Consider the following 19,422-nt stretch of genomic DNA (forward strand, 5'->3'; position numbering starts at 1 on the left):
TCAAGGATATGAAATGAAACTGATCTCCCCGGTCGAGGTCGATGGGCTATTGAAGTGGCCGGATATGATCGACGCACTCGAACAGGCTTTCCGTCAGGGAGTGATTCAGCCTGTACGCCATCATCACACCGTCGATCGCCCGGATGGCGCCGCTTCCACGCTGCTGCTGATGCCTGCCTGGTCTGACTTCAATGCTTTGGGGGATTCCTCAAAAGGCTATATGGGCGTGAAGATCGTTACCGTATCCCCGGACAATGGTGCCATTTCGAAACCAGCTGTCATGGGTGTGTATCTTTTGCTTGACGGCAAGACCGGCGAACCACAGGCGCTCATTGACGGACAGCGGCTTACCCTGTGGCGCACTGCTGGCGCATCGGCGCTCGCAGCTCGGTATCTGGCTCGTGAAGATGCGTCCAATCTCGTCGTGCTCGGAGCTGGTGCGCTTTCGGGATTTCTCGCTCGCGCCCACAGTGCCATCCGTCCCATCACGAAAATTTCTATCTGGAACCGCAACTTCGCCGGTGCTGAAAAAGTAGCTGCAGAACTCGCTGCGGATGGCTTCAACGCCAAGGCTGTGAACGACAAGCATGAGGCAATCGCCGAAGCCGATATCATAACTGCCGGCACGCTTTCGACTGAACCATTGATCCTTGGCAAACATTTGAAACCCGGCGCCCATGTGGATCTCATTGGAGCATTCACGCCTTCGATGCGCGAAAGCGACGACGAATGCGTCAAACGCGCGCGCGTTTTTGTTGATACCAAGGACGGTGCACTGAAAGAGGGTGGTGATATCGTGCAACCGATCAAGGCGGGCGTCGTCAACGAAAGCCATGTCATCGGCGATCTTTTTGACCTGACGCGCGGCACCATCAAGGGGCGCCAATCCCCCAACGAAATCACGCTGTTCAAATCGGTTGGCGCCGCTCTGGAAGACCTTGCGGCGGGCATTTTGATCTATGAAAGGGCGATCTCGGCTTCCGCCTGAACGTTTTTTGCTTTCGCCTTCCCTCCTCTTGACATAGGAAACATCCAATCAACTGCGAGGGTGCACAGCTTGAAATCGTCCGGCGGAAAAATCAGGAAGGCAAAAGGGCTGGGTCAGAAAGCGAGCGCTCCGAAAGGAGCAGCGCATCGGCAAACCGCAACGAAGCCGCGGCCGCAATTTGCCAAAGCACCCCGCGCCACTGATATCGATCCTCAGCAAAAATCCGCCCCTCGTTCGGAAGCCGCTCCAAAGCGCGTTTTGACTCGCCGTACCGGCGTACGCCCTCTGGAACGAACCGGCCTCATCCTCGAAACCTCGCCTTCCGATGACTATGCCCTGCTTGACAGCGGCAATGGCCTCAAGCTGGAACAATACGGCCCCTATCGGATCGTCCGTCCAGAAGGTCAGGCGATCTGGCTGCCTGCCTGGGACAGAACGGAGTGGGACAAGGCCGATGCTATATTCACCGGCAATACGGATGAGGAGGGCGTCGGACGTTGGCATTTTCCAAAAGTTCCACTCGGTGAAACCTGGCCGCTTGCCTATGACGGCATCCCGTTTTTCGGACGTTTCACGTCGTTCCGGCACGTCGGCGTTTTTCCTGAACAAGGCACGCATTGGTCACATATGGACCAGCTGATCCGCAACGCCAAACGCCCGGTCAAGGTGCTTAATCTCTTCGGTTACACAGGAGTCGCGTCCCTTGTGGCGGCGCGAGCGGGAGCAGAGGTAACGCATGTTGACGCCTCGAAGAAAGCCATTGTCTGGGCGCGGGAAAATCAGGAGATGGCAGGGCTCTCCAGCAAACCCATTCGCTGGATATGCGAAGATGCGATGAAATTCGTCGCACGCGAAGAGCGGCGAGGCAGTGGCTACGACATCATTCTTCTTGACCCGCCCGCCTATGGACGTGGACCCAATGGTGAAGTGTGGCAGCTGTTCGACAACCTGCCAGACATGGTCGACCTTTGTCGCTCGATCCTCACGCCAAATCCACTTGCCGTCGTTCTGACCGCCTATTCGATCCGCGCTTCGTTTTTTGCGATTCACGAGTTGATGCGCGATGCGTTCACCGGGCTTGGAGGAAAGGTCGAGTCAGGCGAGCTTATCCTGCGGGAGCGTTCATCCGATCGTGCCCTTTCCACCTCTCTTTTCAGCCGCTGGAGCGCTTGATGACCAAACAGGATGATCACCAGCGCGGCAGTGGTTTGGTTCGCCCTGGCAGGGTCAAGGAGGTCACGAGCCTGACCAATCCGATCGTTAAGGATTTGCGTGCGCTGGCGATCAAAAAATTCCGTGACCAGCAAGGCGTTTTCCTCGCCGAAGGACTGAAACTCGTCATCGATGCCCTTGACCTGGGCTGGATCATCAAAACCCTGGTTTACTCAAAGGCAGGCAAGGGCAATTCGCTAGTCGAGCCAGTTGCCGCGCGCACGATCGCCAAGGGTGGTGATGTTCTTGAGGTCGGCGAAAAAGTCATTGCTGCCATAACGCGTCGCGATAACCCGCAAATGGTCGTCGGTGTTTTCGAACAGAAGGTGCAATCCTTGTCGGCAATCAAACCGCAAGGCAATGAGGTCTATGTGGCACTCGACCGCGTGCGCGATCCCGGCAATCTCGGGACGATTATTCGAACCGCGGACGCAGCAGGCGCAAAAGGCATCATTCTCATTGGGGATACCACTGATCCGTTCTCGCTGGAAACGATCCGAGCCACGATGGGCTCGGTTTTTGCAATGCCTGTCATACGTGCGACTGAAGCCGAGTTTCTCTCCTGGCGAAAAGGTTTCTCTGGGCTAGTTGTTGGAACACATCTGAAAGGTGCAGTCGATTATCGAACGATCCCCTATGCCAATAAACCGATCGTTTTGTTGATGGGGAACGAGCAACAAGGCTTGCCGGATCAATTGGCTTCATCGTGCGACAAGCTCGCGCGTATTCCGCAGGAGGGCCGTGCCGATTCGCTCAATCTCGCCATTGCGACCGGCGTCATGTTGTTCGAGATCCGGCGCGACGCATTGAAACTTGCCCCTGACGTTTGAGAAAATGGATTTATGAAAAGCAAAGCATTCTACAGTCTTCTGGCCATCATCGCCTTCGCCACGGTCAGTGATCAGATCGTCAAGTATCTCATCGAGACTGGCATGGACTACCAGCAGCAAATCGATCTCTTGCCTTTTTTCGCGTTGTTTCGCGTGCACAATGATGGGATCGCCTTTTCGATGTTAAGTGGGTTCGGAGATACAGCGCTGATAGCCCTGACGATCATCGTCATTTGTTTTGTCAGTTATCTGTGGTGGAGCACGGCGTCCACGCGCTGGATTTCACGGTTTGGTTTTGCCTTTATCATTGGTGGTGCGATCGGCAATCTCATCGACCGCATCCTGCATGGGTATGTCATAGATTATTTTCTTTTCCACCTGCCGTCATGGTCGTTTGCCGTCTTCAATCTCGCTGACGCTTACATATCGGTTGGCGCAGCATTGGTCGTAATCGAGGAAATTTTTGTCTGGTTGCGCGACCGGCGGACGGGCGGCGGGCAAACCGGCAAAAATTGAAGCGAAACTGGGTAATTAGCCCATTGTCACGTCATGTAGCCGTCATCCAATTGTTGTATTCAACGAACGAACGAATACCGATAAATCTCCTGGATGAGCCAAATCGATATGACCATCGCCTTGCTTGAACCGGCTTCAATCACTAAAGATCAACGCGTGATGTCGCACGTTGATTCAACTTCCTCGCCGTTTACGGCGCCACACCTTGCGTCGGTGCTTGGCCGCATCGGCACGATGGAGGTTTGCCTCGCGCAAACGGAAGATGAAATCGCTTCGTCACAACAATTGCGTTTCAAGGTTTTTTTTGACGAGTTGGGTGCCAAAGGTTCTGCCACGATGGAGCAGCGTGATGCAGACCGTTTCGATCCTTTTTGCGATCATCTTCTTGTCTATGACACCTCCATAGCCGGTCCAAAACACAAGCAGATTGTTGGCACCTATCGGCTGTTGCGCTCCGAAAAAGCTTTCGAAACTGGCGGATTCTATTCAGCCAGCGAATTTTCGATCGAACGGCTTGTTACCGCCAAGCCGGAATTGCGCTTTCTTGAGCTCGGCCGTTCCTGTGTCCTCCCCGAATACCGGTCGAAGCGGACGGTCGAATTGCTTTGGCAGGGGATTTGGACCTATTGCCGCTATCATTCGATCGGTGTGATGTTTGGCTGCGCATCCTTCCAGGGAACGGTTCCTGCGGCGCACGCACTGCCTTTGTCCTTCCTGCAGCACAATTGCCGTGCGACACCCGACTGGGACGTTCGCGCACTGCCCGCGCTTTACCATGCTATGGATCTCGTTCCGAATGAAGCGATCAATCCAAAAGTAGCTCTCTTCGCCATGCCGCCGTTGATCAAGGGCTATTTAAGGCTTGGCGCGATGATTGGCGATGGCGCCGTGGTCGACCATGATTTTGGCACAACCGATGTCTTCATCATTCTGCCGGTCAGCCGTATTTCGGAACGCTATGTCAGCCATTACGCTGCTGAAGCGAAGCGCTTCGTCTAGAGACCTTCGACTTGGACCGATCATCTGTGGAGAAAAGCCACGGATGAACTCGGAAGAGGTGTGTAAATTCCCCGTTAGCGAATAGATTGCTCCTGATCGAAATCAGGAGAGCGTCTTGGCCGAACTGGCAGCCATCATCGAACCGTCCCCTTATGACGCTGACATATTGGCGCGACCAACGCCGATGATGGAGCAGTATATCGAAATCAAGGCGACGAACCCGGATAGTCTCTTGTTCTATCGCATGGGCGATTTCTATGAATTGTTTTTCGATGATGCGGTCGAGGCGTCGCGGGCACTCGGCATCACGCTGACGAAGCGCGGAAAGCATCTGGGCGACGATATTCCCATGTGCGGCGTACCGGTCCACGCCGCCGACGATTATCTGCAGAAGCTGATCGCGCGTGGCTTTCGCGTCGCGGTATGCGAACAGATCGAAGATCCTGCGGAGGCCAGGAAACGTGGGGCAAAATCCGTCGTAAAACGTGATGTCGTTCGATTGGTGACTCCCGGCACAATTACCGAGGAAAAACTGCTCGACCCATCCGAAGCCAATTATTTGATGACGCTCGGCCGGGTAAAGGGCTCGGATAGCGGTCATTTTGCGCTTGCCTGGATCGACATTTCAACCGGAACATTCCGGGTCAGCGAAACCGATCCGGGCCGGTTGCTCGCGGACATCCTGCGTGTGGATCCACGCGAATTGATTGTCGCAGATCCGGTATTTCATGATCTGGATCTGCGCCCGGTCTTCGATGTCATCGGCCGGGCGGTTAGTCCGCAGCCACCCAGTTTATTTGACAGCGCTACGGCCGAAAGCCGTATTCAGCGCTATTTCGACGTCAGCACGCTGGACGGATTTGGTCAATTCTCGCGTGCCGAGCTTTCAGCGATTTCCGGTGCTATCGCCTATGTCGAAAAGACACAGATTGCCGAACGGCCGCCGCTAATGCGGCCCGAGCGGGAGTCGGAAGGTTCTTCGCTTTTCATTGACCCTGCAACCCGCGCCAATCTTGAACTTCTGCGCACGCTTTCCGGCAAACGCGAAGGAAGTCTGCTACGGGCGATCGACCGAACGGTGACAGGTAGCGGGGCGCGGCTCCTGGCGGAACGGTTGACCTCACCTCTGACTGATCCGGCAGCGATCGCGGAACGACTGGATTCGATCTCGTTTTTCCTCCTCCGCCAACCGCTTGCAGATTTGACGCGTGAAGCGTTGAAAGGCGTGCCCGATATGCCCCGCGCCCTGTCACGGCTCGCAGTCGGTCGCGGCGGTCCGCGCGATCTGGGTGCACTCGCCCGCGGTCTTGAAGCAGCCGGCGATATCGCACAATTGCTGGAGCGCGAGGAACTGCCGACAGAACTCACGCGAGTGAGAGAATGTCTTCGCCAATTGCCGCTGGAATTCGCCATACACCTTGACCGGGCGCTTGCCGATGAGCTGCCGCTTCTCAAACGCGACGGCGGGTTCGTCCGGCCGGCATATCATGCCGAGCTAGACGAAATGCGGGCACTGCGGGATCATTCGCGCCGCATCATCGCCGGTCTGCAAGCCGATTACATGGAAACGACTGGCGTCAGATCGCTGAAGATCAAACACAATAATGTGCTTGGGTATTTCATCGAAGTGACCGCCAACAATGCCTCGGTCATGACCGATACGGATGAAGCCAAGAGCAAGTTCATCCACCGTCAGACCATTGCCAATGCGATGCGGTTCACGACAACGGAGCTGGCAGAGCTTGAGACAAAGATAGCAAATGCCGCCGAACGAGCGCTTTCGATCGAGCTTGGCGTTTTCGACGCCTTGACCAATGAGACCGTGGCCAACGCCGACACCATTCGTGCAGGTGCTGCGGCGCTGGCGGCGCTTGACGTCTCCGTATCGCTGGCGGCTCTCTCCGAAGAACAAGGCTACTGCCGACCGCTGGTCGATGACAGCCTTGCATTCGAGATTGTGGCCGGACGGCACCCGGTCGTCGAGCAATCGCTACGTCGGCAAGCGGCCGCTCCCTTTGTTGCCAATGATTGCAATCTTTCTCCAGGGGGGGCCGGCAAGGGAGCAATATGGCTGCTGACCGGCCCGAACATGGGCGGTAAATCGACCTTTCTGCGTCAGAACGCACTAATTGTGATTCTCGCGCAGATGGGTTCGTTCGTTCCGGCCGGCTCTGCTCATATCGGCATTGTGGATCGTTTGTTCTCCCGCGTCGGCGCTTCGGACGATCTTGCGCGCGGGCGTTCTACCTTCATGGTGGAAATGGTCGAGACCGCCGCCATTCTCAACCAGGCCAGCGATCATTCGCTCGTCATCCTCGATGAAATCGGCCGCGGTACCGCTACCTTCGACGGCCTTTCGATTGCATGGGCTGCGGTTGAATACTTGCACGAAAAGAACCAGTGTCGAGCAATTTTTGCAACGCACTTCCACGAAATGACTGCACTTTCAGAAAAACTCGAACGGCTCAGCAATGTGACCATGCGCGTGAAGGAATGGGACGGCGATGTCGTGTTCTTGCATGAGGTCGCCAAGGGTGCCGCCGACCGTTCATACGGTGTGCAGGTGGCCCGTTTGGCTGGTCTGCCAGAAGCCGTCGTCAATCGCGCCCGCGATGTGCTGCACCAGCTTGAAGCGGGAGAGACCTCTGGCAAGGCCGACAAGCTGATCGACGACTTGCCTCTGTTTTCCGTTGAAGTGAAGCGACAGGCACCCAAGCTTGTTCAAGGTAAGGATAGTGGCCTGCTCGCAGCCATGTCCACCATCAATCCGGATGAGATGACACCGCGTGAAGCGCTGGAGGCGCTCTACCGGTTGAAGGGCCTCGTCGCGAACACGACATCTTGAATGGCGTCTGTATGAAACGCGGCAAATGTAATCGTTTCGTTTGAAGCAAATTCGCGCTATAGCGTGCGGCCATTATCCATAAAGACGTATTCATGAACGCTTCAGACCTGAGACTGGAACAGATCGTCAACCCGGCCAAGCTTCATCGCCAATTTGAAGAGTTGGTCACGTCAACGAACAAACTGGGCACTGCCACCGTCGAGCGTAACGACGTGTTGCAGCTTGTGAAACAGACGCTGATCGCGGGTCGCAAGTCGGCAGAAGACATGCTGATGAAGGATGCTAGCGGTACGCACTGTTCCATCCGGCTTTCTTATCTGATGGACCAGATTATTTCTGCGCTCTATGACTTCGCAATTACCCACGTATATCCCGCTGTGAACCCATCTACTGCGGAACGGATGACGGTCGTGGCGGTTGGCGGTTATGGTCGCGGGGGACTGGCACCCGGTTCCGATATCGATCTGTTGTTCTTGCTACCTTACAAACAGACACCCTGGGGTGAGCAAGTCGTCGAATATATTCTGTACATGCTGTGGGACGCCGGTCTCAAAGTCGGCCACGCGACTCGTAATCTGGATGAGTCCATCCGTCAGTCGCTGGGCGATATGACGATCCGCACCAGCATTCTGGAGGCCCGTTACCTTTGCGGGAATGAAGACCTTTTCGCCAAACTGGTGCAACGCTTTGATGCCGAGGTGGTCAAGGGTACCGGGCCGGCTTTCATCGAGGCCAAGCTTGCCGAACGTGACGCCCGTCACCGCAAGGCGGGCGAGACGCGCTATCTGGTGGAGCCGAACGTCAAGGAAGGCAAGGGCGGCCAGCGCGATCTGCATACACTGTTCTGGATTGCAAAATATTACTACCGGGTGAAGACAAGTGATGAACTGGTCGACCTGGGGGTTCTTTCTCGTGCGGAACACAAGATCTTCCGTAAGGCGGAAGATCTGCTATGGGCTGTACGCTGCCATATGCATTTCTTGACCGGCAAGGCAGAGGAACGCCTTTCGTTCGATATCCAGGGCGAGATCGCCCGGCGGCTCGGCTACACCGCCCATCCCGGTCTGCGAGACGTCGAGCGGTTCATGAAACACTACTTCCTTATCGCCAAGGAGGTCGGTGATCTTACACGCATCATCTGCGCCGCTTTGGAAGAAGAGCAAGCCAAGCACGTTCCCGGTTTCAACCGGATTTTCCTCACGTTTTCGCGCCGCAAGCGAAAGCTCCCCGGCACAAGCGATTTCGTCGTCGACAACCACCGCATCACCATTGCCAATGACGATGTCTTCCGGAAAGACCCTGTCAATATAATCCGCCTGTTTCGTCTGGCGGACCAGCATGGCCTGGAGTTCCACCCCGACGCTATGCAATTGGTGTCGCGTTCGCTGTCGCTGATCAAAGCTGATCTGCGGGAAAATCCTGAGGCGAACAGGCTTTTTCTGGAAGTGCTAACCTCGGAGCGCAACCCCGAACTCATCCTGCGGCGAATGAATGAATCCGGAGTACTTGGCAAATTCATTCCCGATTTCGGCAAGGTCGTCGCGATGATGCAATTCAACATGTATCATCACTATACTGTCGACGAACATTTGTTGCGCTGTATCGCAGTCATGTCGGAAATCGACCACGGCGATCTTGGACAAGAACACCCTCTTGCCAATCAGATCATGCCCGGTTTGAAAAAAGACCGGCAGGTTCTCTATGTGGCACTACTTCTTCACGACATTGCCAAGGGAAGGCCGGAAGACCACTCCATTGCCGGTGCGAGGATCGCCCGGCGGATTTGCCCGCGTCTGGGCCTGTCACAGGCCGACACGGAAACCGTTGCCTGGCTCGTCGAACAGCATTTGACGATGAGTAGAGTGGCACAGTCTCGCGATCTGAACGACCGAAAGACGATCGAAGATTTTGCTGAGATTGTCCAAACCCTCGACCGGATGAAACTGCTGCTGGTTTTGACCATCTGCGATATCAAGGCAGTCGGACCAGGGGTCTGGAATGGCTGGAAAGGCCAGTTGCTACGTAATCTCTTTTACGAAACGGAATTGATGCTGACTGGCGGATTTTCGGAAGTCTCCCGCAAGGAGCGCACCGATCACGCCCGCACTCAGCTCGACAATGCGCTGTCATCCTGGCCGCAGATTGAGCGCCAGTCATACCTCGCATTGCACTATCAAAACTACTTGTTGACCGTCAGCCTCGAAGATCAGATTCGCCACGCCAATTTCGTGCGCGAGACCGATGCCAGCGGCAAAGCACTCGCCACCATGGTAAAAACCCATGATTTCGAGGGTGTAACAGAGATCACCGTACTGTCACCCGACCATCCGCGTTTGCTTTCAATCATCGCGGGCGCCTGCGCCGGGGCCGGCGCCAACATCGTCGATGCGCAGATATTCACGACCAGCGACGGGCGCGCACTTGATACGATCCTCATAAGCCGCGAATTCCCGACCGACGATGATGAACGGCGGCGCGCCATGCGCGTCGGCCGGCTGATCGAAGACGTGCTTTCCGGGAAGTCCTACCTGCCGGAGATGCTGGCAAGCCGCACCAAACCGAAGCGCGCGGTCAAAGCCTTCCGCATTACGCCGCGTGTCGAGATAAACAATACGCTTTCCAACAAATTCACGGTCATCGAAGTGGAAGGCCTGGACCGTCCCGGCGTTCTATCTGAGATAACCGGGACTATCTCTGATCTCTCACTCGATATTGCCTCTGCACACGTGACGACCTTCGGTGAAAAGGTCATCGACGTGTTCTACGTCACCGATCTTGTTGGTCACCAGATCACCAATACGACACGCCAGAATCGTATCCGCAAGAAGCTGCTTGCGCTCTTTGGCGAAGGAGACATCACGACCGCCCAGCCGCAACGGCAAAACATCCTCATGACGGCTGAATAGAATGAGCTTGGTCAAGAAATTTGCAACGGTTGCGTCCGGCACGTTGATGAGCCGCGTCTTCGGTTTCACACGCGAAATGCTGATGGCCTCTGCTTTGGGTACGGGTCCTGTCGCCGATGCTTTCAATGCTGCCTTCCGTTTTCCAAACACGTTCCGGCGGCTCTTCGCGGAAGGCGCGTTCAACTCTGCTTTCGTGCCCTTGTTCGCCAAGGAAATCGAAGCCAATGGGCTTGATGGAGCGCGCCGTTTTTCCGAAGAGGTATTCGGAGTCCTTTTTACCGTGCTGCTCGGCCTGACGATCCTGATGGAACTGTCAATGCCGCTGATCGTGCGCTTCGTCATAGCTCCGGGCTTTGTGGCTGACCCGATGAAGTTCGACAATACCGTATCGATGGCGATCATCATGTTCCCCTACCTCGCCTGCATGTCGCTCGCCGCCATGATGAGCGGGATGCTGAATTCCCTGCATCGCTATTTCGCCGCGGCGATCGCTCCAGTTTTCCTGAACATCATTCTCATCGGCGTGCTCGGCTATGCCTGGTGGAAGGGCCAAGACGGCAGGGCCGTCGGCTATGCACTGTCGTGGGGGGTCATGGTCTCCGGTGTGGTCCAGCTGGCCATTGTCTGGTTCGCGGTGCGCAATGCCGGCATTTCCATCGGATTCCGGTTGCCGCACATAACCGCCAACGTCAAACGCCTGCTGATATTGGCCTTCCCCGCCGCCGTAACCGGCGGCATCACCCAAATCAACCTGTTGATCAACACGAACATCGCTTCGGCAAAATCGGGCGCCATCTCGTCTCTGGCCTATGCCGACCGCATCTATCAATTGCCGCTCGGTGTCGTCGGCATTGCAGTCGCGACGGTTCTCCTGCCCGAATTGGCGCGTGCACTGCGCTCCGGAAATCTGAAGGAAGCCGGTAGCCTCCAGAACCGCTCAGTCGAGTTCACACTGTTTCTTACGCTTCCTGCTGCTGCGGCGCTGTTGGTCATGTCCGAACCGATCGTTCGGATGCTGTACGAACGCGGCAATTTCTCCACCGCATCGACGCACACGGTCGGCAATATCCTGGCGATCTACGGGCTTGGCCTTCCGGCGTTCGTCCTGATCAAAGCCTTCTTGCCGGGGTTTTTCGCCCGCGAAGATACCCGCACACCGATGATCTTTGCGGCCATTGCCGTCATTGTGAATGTCAGTCTCGCACTGACGCTATTTCCGATCATGGCAGAGACAGGAATCGCAACTGCCGAGATCGTCGCCGGTTGGACGAACGCAATTCTACTTTTCGTTACCCTCGTCTGGCGGGGGCATTGGGGGCGCGACATTCCTCTGCTTACCCGCATCCCACGGCTGATTGTTTCCGCAGGTCTCATGGGTCTTGCACTCTACTATGCAATTCGCTGGATGGGCCCGGCGCTGGAGCCACATGCGCCTCTGCATACGCAAGCCATCGCAGTCGTGTCGCTGGTCGGGTTGTCGATGATCCTCTACTTTGCGCTCGCTTTCGGTACAGGTGGTGCCAGCTTCGGGATGATCCGCCGGAATGTGAAACGGGGAACAAAAGTGCCTGAGGACGCGTCGTGAGCCGGTTTATCGGCATGGTCACGCTTGTCGTGCGCGATTATGACGAGGCGATTGCCTGGTACACAAAGGTGCTCGGCTTTTCGCTTGTCAACGATACGGCGCTTTCCCAAACCAAACGTTGGGTTGTCGTCGCGCCAGGGAGTGATGGCGCCCGGCTATTGCTGGCGAAAGCGGATGACGACACACAGAAAGCCAGCATCGGCAACCAGACCGGCGGCCGCGTCGCACTGTTTCTGCATACGGATGATTTCCCCGTGGACCACGCGAAGATGGTGGAGGCGGGCGTACATTTTCTTGAAGAACCTCGCCACGAGCCCTATGGCAGCGTCGCAGTGTTCGAAGACCTCTATGGTAATAAATGGGATCTGCTGGAGCTCAAATGAAGGTTGGTAGCGATAGGGCTTGAATAGAGCGTCTCCCTCTGCCAAAAGCTCGGTTTCATTGCTTTCGGAGCCTCCAAGCCCGATCCCCGAACGATCAAGGACGATTTTATGAGCACGTTTGAACCGCTCGTCTTTTCCGGTGTCCAGCCTACCGGCAACCTGCATCTTGGAAACTATCTCGGCGCGATCCGTCGCTGGGTCGCTCTGCAGGAAAGCAGCAAATGCATGTACTGCGTTGTGGACCAGCACGCGATCACCCCTCCCATCTCCGTCTGGGGCGGGCCGGCCGAACTCATGCGCAATACGCGTGAAGTCACGGCAGCCTTCCTCGCCTCTGGGATCGATGCAAAAAAGAACATCGTTTTCAACCAGAGCCGCGTGCATCAGCACGCCGAGCTGGCATGGATTTTCAACTGCGTTGCCCGGATGGGTTGGCTCAACCGCATGACCCAGTTCAAGGACAAGGCCGGTAAAGACCGTGAAAATGCGTCCGTCGGCCTGTTCGCATACCCGAACCTGATGGCGGCGGACATTCTTGTCTACCGTGCCACCCACGTACCTGTTGGTGAAGACCAGAAGCAGCATCTGGAGCTGACGCGTGACATCGCCCAGAAGTTCAACACTGATTTTTCGGACCGGATCGCTGAACTTGGGCTTGGTGTTGAAACGCAATCGGGGGATGAAACGATTGCCAGCTTCTTCCCGCTGACCGAACCGGTCATCGGCGGACCAGCAGCACGCGTCATGAGCTTGCGCGATGGGACCAAGAAGATGTCAAAGTCCGATCCATCGGACCTCTCGCGCATCAACCTGACAGACGATGTGGATACGATCTCGAAAAAGATCCGGAAGGCCAAGACCGATTCAGAACCGTTGCCGTCCGAACTCGAAGGATTGAAGGATCGGCCGGAAGCTGACAATCTCGTCGGTATCTATGCCGCATTGGTCGACAGCGACAAGGCCACCGTGGTCCGCGATTTCGGCGGACAGCAATTCTCAACCTTCAAGCCCGCCCTTGCAGACCTCGCGGTAGAAAAGCTGGCGCCGATCGCTGCGGAAATGCGGCGAATTTCTGCCGACCCCGGCTTTGTCGATGCCGTCCTCAAAGATGGTGGTGAACGGGCGAGCGTTCTTGCGGAGAAGACGATGCGCAATGTCCGTGATATTGTCGGATTTCTGCAGAACTAGACCGCGCCAGGGAAGGCCTTGCGGCCGATCAATGCTTAGGGCAGGTTGCGCACATGGTATCAAGACGTCTTAGCCGCGAAGCCGGCCACCGCCGCAAATTTCTGGCCGTCATTGACGAAACGCCGGAATGCGAGCGGGCCGTTGCCTATGCCTCGCGCCGGGCCAAGACGACCGGCGGCGTACTCTTGCTGCTGTTCGTTATCGATTCAGCAGACTTTCAGCAGTTTCTCGGGGTTGAGCAGATCATGCGTGCGGAAGCCCAGGAGCGGGCCAATTCGACGCTCAGCAAGTTTGCCGCCAGCGTCCGGGAAATGATCGGTATCGAGTCGGAACTTGCTGTTCGCGAAGGCATTACATCCGAAGAGATTCGGAAGCTTATCGAAGAAGATCAGGATATCGCCATCCTCGTCCTGGCGGCTGGCTCCGGCAAGGACGGACCTGGCCCGCTCGTTCAATCGCTGGCGGGGCGAGAATCCTTTTCCATTCCAGTCACGGTCGTACCTTATCATTTATCGGATGAGGATATAGACGCGATTACCTGATTACGTCGACCAAACGTGATATAGTCCTGACTTGAAGAGAATGGTTTAAAGGCCTATATGCCTATTTGAATAGTTCTAAACTAGATACGCGAGATACGCCATGTTCATCCAGACCGAAGCAACGCCCAATCCAGCGACCTTGAAGTTCCTGCCTGGAAAGGTGGTGCTTGAAGAAGGAACCGCCGATTTCCGCGACACAGCAAGTGCTGGTGAATCTTCCCAGCTTGCTGGCAAGATCTTTGGCGTCCCGGGCGTCACCGGCGTATTTTTCGGCTATGATTTTGTCACCGTCACCAAGAGTGAAGGCCCGGAGTGGCAACACCTCAAGCCTGCCATTTTAGGCGCGATCATGGAGCATTTCATGTCCGGCGCCCCGGTCATGGCCAATGTCACCCAAATCGCTGACACCGCCCAACGCGAGACCGATGGCGAGTTCTTCGACAGCGCCGATACCGAGATCGTCGATACGATCAAAGAGCTTCTTGAAACCCGCGTCCGTCCCGCTGTGGCTCAGGACGGCGGGGATATCACATTCCGCGGCTATGAAAACGGTACGGTGTTTCTACACATGAAGGGCGCTTGCTCGGGCTGCCCATCGTCCACCGCGACGCTGAAGCACGGCATCCAGAACCTGTTGAAGCATTTCGTTCCGGAAGTACAGCAAGTCGAGTCGATCTAAATTTTCAGTTTGGTGATTGAAAAAGGCCGCTTTAAGCGGCCTTTTTTATTGCTCTAGTTCACCGCGCCAGGTCCCGGTATCGCACCGGGCGGGCATTTGCCGAGGATGATCATGCCGAGCACTTCGTCCTCGTTGACATCACCAACCTTGGCAGTGCCAACCACCTGACCGTTTTTCATCACCGCCACGCGATCAGCGAGGTGGAATACGTCATGGATATCGTGGCTGATGAGAAAGATACCGATGCCTTCACTTTTCAATTGCTTGATCAGTTCGCCGACCTGTGCGGTTTCCTGGGGTCCCAGCGCCGCAGTCGGTTCGTCCATGATCAAGATCCGGGCGTTGAACAAAATCGCGCGTGCGATTGCCACGGATTGCCGCTGACCGCCCGAAAGTGCCTTGACCGGGTCCTTGAAACGCTGGAACCGTGGATTGAGCCTACCCATGACTTCGCGGGCGCTGTGCTCCATCGCGACGTCATCAAGAGTACCCCAAGGCGTCATCAATTCACGGCCGAGATAGAGATTGGCGGCCGTGTCTACATTGTCCGCCAATGCCAGGGTTTGATAGATCGTTTCGATGCCATAGGCCTTGGCATCACGCGGATTGTTGATTGCAGCTTCTTCCCCGTTGACCTTGATCGTACCATTGTCGCGCTTGTAAGCGCCCGACAGTATCTTGATCAGGGTCGATTTGCCGGCACCGTTGTGACCGAGAAGCGCAACGACTTCACCCGGAAAAAGATCGATCGAAGCTCCATCCACTGCACGGATGCCACCAAAGGCAATCGAGATGTCTTCCATATCGATGAGGGGCGTTTGTGTGTTTGTCATGATTGTTCCTCCCTCAAGCTGTACGGCGGCGATAGATTGTGTCCAGCCAGACGGCTACGACAAGAACCAGGCCGACAACGATATTCTGCAGCGGCGTGTCGAGACCGAGCAAAACCATGCCTGAGCTCAGTGATTGCATCAGCACTGCACCGATCATGGCACCGGCAATGGTGCCGACACCGCCCGCCAGCGACGTTCCGCCGATAACGGCGGCGGCGATGGTCAGGAGTTCATCGAGGGTGCCTTGTGCATTGGTTGCCGCGTTGAGACGAGCGGTGGAAATGGCACCTGCAATGGCGCAGAGAATCCCCATAATGATGAAAATCTTCATCGTCACCCAGCGCGTATTGATACCCGCAAGGTCTGCCGCTTCCGGATTGCCACCCATGGCGAAGACATAACGGCCGAAACGGGTGCGCGTCGACAGGAACGTCATGATGAGACCTGCAGCAACAGCAATCAGCACCGGAATTGCGATGCCGTGTGAGATGAACAGCCCGCCATCGGGAATTGTGATGTTGTTGGCTTCGGCATATTTACGAACGATACCGATCGGCCAGTAGTATGTGTTGGCAATGGCGACTGCGCCGAGCACAAGAACGCACCCCACGGCAGCCATGAAGGCTTCAGCCCATATCGGACGACGGGGAAAGTTGAAACGTTTACGCTGGCGCCGGCTGTTAACGATCATCCCGACGATGGCGACACAGGCGACGACGCCAACAACCCAACTCCAGAATGCACCGATTGAACCCTCGGGACCTCCGCCCATAAGGCGGAACGTCGAGTCCATTGGCGCAACCGTGCGGCCCGAGGTAACCCACCAGGCAGCGCCGCGCCATACAAGAAGACCACCAAGCGTGACGATGAAAGCGGGCACTCCCAGGAACGCAATGATAAAACCCTGAAAACCGCCGATGAGCGCGCCGGTGATGACGCCAACACCCAGCGCAATGATCCATGTGGCCGGGTGCTCGAAACCAATAAGCCTTGGCAGGAACTCGGCTTGCGTCACGCCCATGATCATACCGACAAAGCCGAGAATCGAGCCCACAGACAGATCGATGTTACGGGTAACGATGATCAGCACCATCCCGGTCGCCATGACTGCAACCGACGATGTCTGAACAGACAGGTTCCAAAGGTTGCGTGGCGTCAGAAACTGACCGCCCGAGAGAAACTGGAAAGCGAGCCAGATAATGACCAGCGCTCCGATCATGCCGAGAAGACGGGTGTCAAGCTCAGTCGCCTTGAAGAATCTGGCGACAATGCCGAGCTCCGACGAACGGGCCCGATCGAGGCTGATGGCCGGATCACTCATTGTACTCTCCCAGTTTTATTGTCTTCTTAAAACGCCGCCGATCCAATGGACCAGCGGCGTTCAATTTAACAGATTTAACGATGTTACTTGCAGGCTGGTACTGAACCTGCCTTCACGCCCTGACAGACCACGTCCTTCTTCACCCAGCCAGCGTCGATGACGACATCGAGATTATCCTTGGTGACAGGAACCGGAGTGAGGAAGACAGCGTTGACCTCAACTTTATTAACGCCGCCAGCAAACTTCTGAACGTTCGGGATTTCTTCCATCTTCTTGCCATCTGCGAGGGCCGAGGCGATGCCTGCGGCCTGCTTGCCAAGTTCGCGGGAATCTTTCCAGATCGTCACGGTCTGCGTGCCGAGTGCCACGCGGTTGAGTGCGGCGAAATCGGCATCCTGACCGGAGACTGGAACCGTGCCGGCAAGGCCCTGAGCTTGCAGCGCTGCGATAGCACCCCCGGCTGTTCCATCGTTCGCAGCAACGACGGCATCGACCTTGTTGTCATTGGCAGTCAGGAACTGTTCCATGTTCTTCTGGGCGTTGGCAGGTAGCCAGCCATCCGTATAGGCTTCACCGACGTTCTTGATCTTGCCGGAGTCGATGGCCTCTTTCAGCACTTCCTGGGCGCCGGAGAAAAGGAAATCCGCGTTCGGATCAGCGGAGCTACCCTTGATGAACACGTAATTGCCTTCTGGCTTCACAGCAAATACGCCACGTGCCTGCATGCGGCCGACTTCCTTGTTGTCGAACGTAATGTAGAACGCATCCTTGTTTTCGATCAGGCGGTCATAGCCTACGACCGGAATGCCTTCAGCAACGGCCTTCTCGACAGCAGGTCCGATGGCGCTTGAATCCTGCGCCAAAATGATAAGGGCATTGGCGCCTTGCGAAATCAGGCTTTCAACATCGGTCAACTGCTTGGAAGCAGAGGACTGTGCATCTGCCGAGATATACTTGTCGCCATTGGCTTCCAGCGCTTTCTTGATCGCGGCTTCGTCTGTCTTCCAGCGCTCTTCCTGGAAATTCGACCACGATACACCGACGATCTTGTCCTTCGCCAGAACGGGGCCGGCAAATGATACAGCAAGGACAGCAGCCCCCGCCAATGCGGTTGCATATTTCTTCATGGTAACCCTCCCGGTGCATTTAGCACGTTGACTGAATGGATGCAGGCACTTTACCTCCGGCCAGCATCTCAAACCTCTTTAATTCGAGGCTCGAAAAAAATAGTGACTTAAAAGCATTTACGTGTCAACTTAGATTTTCGTAGCATGGCACACCGCGCCGCATGGGGTATTGTGGCGCACTGGAATCAGGTTTTTGGGAGGAAATCGCTTGTTCCTAGATGAGATTGCGCGTCCTGACGACGTCAGGCGGCAGAACCGACGGCTTGTGCTCGCTACGTTGCGGCGTCACGGACTGCTTTCTCGCACAGACATTGTCGCGCAAACCGGCCTCAGTCCGTCCACCGTCTCAGCCATCACGACCGCGCTTATTGCTGAGGGAATTATAGCCGAGAGCCGCGACGGCGATATCATCGCCAATCGGCGTGGACGCCCTCAGGTGGCCCTCACGCTGAGCCCGGCAGTAGCGACGGTTGCAACCGTCGAACTCGCGCTCAATCTCGTCCATGCCGTTCTGTTCGACTACAAAGGCCAGATGATCGCCGAGGAATTCCACCGCGTTTCAACACTTGATGCAAAGTCGGATGATCTGATCCGTTCCATATGCCTGATGCTTGACAATCTGCTCGAAAGCCGTCCGCCCAACGCAGGCCGGCTGATGCATATTTCGATGGGCGTGCAGGGCGTGACCGACGCGGCAAGAGCAACCATGCTATGGTCGCCGATCACTCCGGATAGCAATATCTCTTTTGGAGATGCCCTCTCCAAGCGGTATGGTGTTGCAGTCGCTGTTGCCAATGACTGCAACATGATTGCCGAGGCGCTGCGCTGGATTGATCCAGAGCACTACGCAGAGGACTTTGCGGCAATCCTCCTCTCCCACGGGATCGGCATGGGCCTCTATCTTAAAGGCAAGCCTTTTCTCGGTGCCCACTCCTCCGCCGCGGAGTTCGGTCACATGTTGCATGTACCAAATGGCGCACTTTGCCGTTGCGGACGTCATGGCTGTATCGAAGCCTATGCCAGTGACTATGCCATTTTGAGGAGGACATCCGGTCAGGACGAGAAAGACCAGCCGGCACAGGATGTGGATGCTGCAACCTATAATGAGATTGCCAACCGGGCGCGCACCCGCGACGGCGAAGAGCGCGCCGCTTTCCGCAAGGCTGGTCAGGCAATAGGTTCCGGTTTGCGGAGCCTGTATTCCCTGATCGACCCCATTCCGGTCGCATTGGTTGGATCTGGCGCAGCTGTCTTCGACCTCATCGAAGATGAACTGCGCGATGTCGTTTCCGGCACCTCGGGCTGGGGAGCAGCGCAGGAGTTGAATATACGTTGCTATCCGGATGAACATCCGCTCATCCTGCAAGGCTGTATGATGACTTCACTGCTTCACCTCGACACACAGGTTTTTGCCCCGGGCGACGCAAGTGATACGCCAATTAAACGGGCGATTTGAAAAGAATTCAGG

General features: G+C 56.1%; 16 protein-coding genes. 13 read left to right on the forward strand and 3 right to left on the reverse strand.

The window, feature by feature from the left end; genetic code table 11:
• Positions 1 to 13 precede the first annotated feature (13 nt).
• The 12 genes from lhpI (at position 14) to LB462_RS11670 (ending at position 14,673) form a co-directional block, all read left to right on the forward strand.
• Positions 14 to 988 (forward strand): bifunctional Delta(1)-pyrroline-2-carboxylate/Delta(1)-piperideine-2-carboxylate reductase, encoded by a 975-nt coding sequence (lhpI, locus tag LB462_RS11615; protein WP_224507987.1) that lies wholly within the window; start codon positions 14 to 16, stop codon positions 986 to 988.
• A gap of 108 nt (positions 989 to 1,096) precedes the next feature.
• On the forward strand, positions 1,097 to 2,161 hold the full coding sequence (locus tag LB462_RS11620; RefSeq protein ID WP_370637122.1) for an RsmD family RNA methyltransferase: 1,065 nt from the start codon (positions 1,097 to 1,099) through the stop codon (positions 2,159 to 2,161).
• Positions 2,161 to 3,030 carry a TrmH family RNA methyltransferase gene (locus tag LB462_RS11625; RefSeq protein WP_224507991.1) on the forward strand — a complete coding sequence of 290 codons (870 nt, stop codon included), beginning with the start codon at positions 2,161 to 2,163 and terminating at the stop codon, positions 3,028 to 3,030. Before LB462_RS11620 ends, LB462_RS11625 begins: the two co-directional genes overlap by 1 nt.
• Before the next feature lie 12 nt (positions 3,031 to 3,042).
• Entirely contained in the window at positions 3,043 to 3,546 is a 504-nt protein-coding gene (gene lspA / locus LB462_RS11630) for a signal peptidase II (RefSeq protein WP_224507993.1), read from the forward strand.
• Positions 3,547 to 3,654: 108 nt separating this feature from the next.
• Complete coding sequence (gene olsB, locus LB462_RS11635) at positions 3,655 to 4,545, forward strand: l-ornithine N(alpha)-acyltransferase (RefSeq protein ID WP_370637123.1); 891 nt, start codon at positions 3,655 to 3,657, stop codon at positions 4,543 to 4,545.
• A gap of 115 nt (positions 4,546 to 4,660) precedes the next feature.
• Positions 4,661 to 7,390 (forward strand): DNA mismatch repair protein MutS, encoded by a 2,730-nt coding sequence (gene mutS, locus LB462_RS11640; RefSeq protein WP_370637115.1) that lies wholly within the window; start codon positions 4,661 to 4,663, stop codon positions 7,388 to 7,390.
• Positions 7,391 to 7,482: 92 nt separating this feature from the next.
• Positions 7,483 to 10,296: a [protein-PII] uridylyltransferase gene (locus LB462_RS11645; protein ID WP_224507994.1), complete on the forward strand. Its 2,814-nt coding sequence runs from the start codon at positions 7,483 to 7,485 to the stop codon at positions 10,294 to 10,296.
• A gap of 1 nt (position 10,297) precedes the next feature.
• Positions 10,298 to 11,881: a murein biosynthesis integral membrane protein MurJ gene (gene murJ / locus LB462_RS11650; protein ID WP_224507997.1), complete on the forward strand. Its 1,584-nt coding sequence runs from the start codon at positions 10,298 to 10,300 to the stop codon at positions 11,879 to 11,881.
• Between the two features lie 14 nt (positions 11,882 to 11,895).
• Positions 11,896 to 12,264 (forward strand): VOC family protein, encoded by a 369-nt coding sequence (locus LB462_RS11655; protein ID WP_224508249.1) that lies wholly within the window; start codon positions 11,896 to 11,898, stop codon positions 12,262 to 12,264.
• Positions 12,265 to 12,372: 108 nt separating this feature from the next.
• The gene (gene trpS, locus LB462_RS11660) at positions 12,373 to 13,452 is read left to right on the forward strand and encodes a tryptophan--tRNA ligase (RefSeq protein ID WP_224507999.1); all 1,080 of its coding nucleotides are present in this window, start codon (positions 12,373 to 12,375) and stop codon (positions 13,450 to 13,452) included.
• Positions 13,453 to 13,505: 53 nt separating this feature from the next.
• A complete protein-coding gene (locus LB462_RS11665) occupies positions 13,506 to 13,994 on the forward strand; it encodes a universal stress protein (protein WP_224508001.1) in 489 nt (162 codons plus the stop codon).
• 100 nt (positions 13,995 to 14,094) lie between these two features.
• The gene (locus LB462_RS11670; protein WP_224508003.1) at positions 14,095 to 14,673 is read left to right on the forward strand and encodes a NifU family protein; all 579 of its coding nucleotides are present in this window, start codon (positions 14,095 to 14,097) and stop codon (positions 14,671 to 14,673) included.
• Positions 14,674 to 14,726: 53 nt separating this feature from the next.
• On the opposite strand, the gene LB462_RS11675 is transcribed toward LB462_RS11670, so the two are convergent.
• From LB462_RS11675 to xylF, 3 genes are all read right to left on the reverse strand, one after another.
• Entirely contained in the window at positions 14,727 to 15,506 is a 780-nt protein-coding gene (locus LB462_RS11675; protein WP_114431504.1) for an ATP-binding cassette domain-containing protein, read from the reverse strand.
• A gap of 13 nt (positions 15,507 to 15,519) precedes the next feature.
• Entirely contained in the window at positions 15,520 to 16,827 is a 1,308-nt protein-coding gene (locus tag LB462_RS11680; protein WP_224508004.1) for a sugar ABC transporter permease, read from the reverse strand.
• Between the two features lie 83 nt (positions 16,828 to 16,910).
• Positions 16,911 to 17,954 (reverse strand): D-xylose ABC transporter substrate-binding protein, encoded by a 1,044-nt coding sequence (gene xylF, locus LB462_RS11685; RefSeq protein ID WP_112525555.1) that lies wholly within the window; start codon positions 17,952 to 17,954, stop codon positions 16,911 to 16,913.
• A gap of 208 nt (positions 17,955 to 18,162) precedes the next feature.
• Between xylF and LB462_RS11690 the strand changes: the two genes are divergently transcribed.
• A complete protein-coding gene (locus LB462_RS11690) occupies positions 18,163 to 19,410 on the forward strand; it encodes an ROK family transcriptional regulator (RefSeq protein WP_224508006.1) in 1,248 nt (415 codons plus the stop codon).
• Positions 19,411 to 19,422: the final 12 nt, after the last annotated feature.

The organism is Phyllobacterium chamaecytisi (assembly GCF_020164455.1).
GTDB lineage: Bacteria > Pseudomonadota > Alphaproteobacteria > Rhizobiales > Rhizobiaceae > Phyllobacterium > Phyllobacterium chamaecytisi.

Coding starts and splice junctions, on each gene's coding strand:
- LB462_RS11670 (WP_224508003.1), top strand. CDS start 14,095: ATGTTCATCCAGACCGAAGCAACGCCCAATCCAGCGACCTTGAAGTTC.
- xylF (WP_112525555.1), bottom strand. CDS start 17,954: ATGAAGAAATATGCAACCGCATTGGCGGGGGCTGCTGTCCTTGCTGTA.
- LB462_RS11625 (WP_224507991.1), top strand. CDS start 2,161: ATGACCAAACAGGATGATCACCAGCGCGGCAGTGGTTTGGTTCGCCCT.
- murJ (WP_224507997.1), top strand. CDS start 10,298: ATGAGCTTGGTCAAGAAATTTGCAACGGTTGCGTCCGGCACGTTGATG.
- lhpI (WP_224507987.1), top strand. CDS start 14: ATGAAACTGATCTCCCCGGTCGAGGTCGATGGGCTATTGAAGTGGCCG.
- lspA (WP_224507993.1), top strand. CDS start 3,043: ATGAAAAGCAAAGCATTCTACAGTCTTCTGGCCATCATCGCCTTCGCC.
- LB462_RS11680 (WP_224508004.1), bottom strand. CDS start 16,827: ATGAGTGATCCGGCCATCAGCCTCGATCGGGCCCGTTCGTCGGAGCTC.
- LB462_RS11665 (WP_224508001.1), top strand. CDS start 13,506: ATGGTATCAAGACGTCTTAGCCGCGAAGCCGGCCACCGCCGCAAATTT.
- LB462_RS11655 (WP_224508249.1), top strand. CDS start 11,896: ATGGTCACGCTTGTCGTGCGCGATTATGACGAGGCGATTGCCTGGTAC.
- trpS (WP_224507999.1), top strand. CDS start 12,373: ATGAGCACGTTTGAACCGCTCGTCTTTTCCGGTGTCCAGCCTACCGGC.
- LB462_RS11645 (WP_224507994.1), top strand. CDS start 7,483: ATGAACGCTTCAGACCTGAGACTGGAACAGATCGTCAACCCGGCCAAG.
- LB462_RS11675 (WP_114431504.1), bottom strand. CDS start 15,506: ATGACAAACACACAAACGCCCCTCATCGATATGGAAGACATCTCGATT.
- olsB (WP_370637123.1), top strand. CDS start 3,655: ATGACCATCGCCTTGCTTGAACCGGCTTCAATCACTAAAGATCAACGC.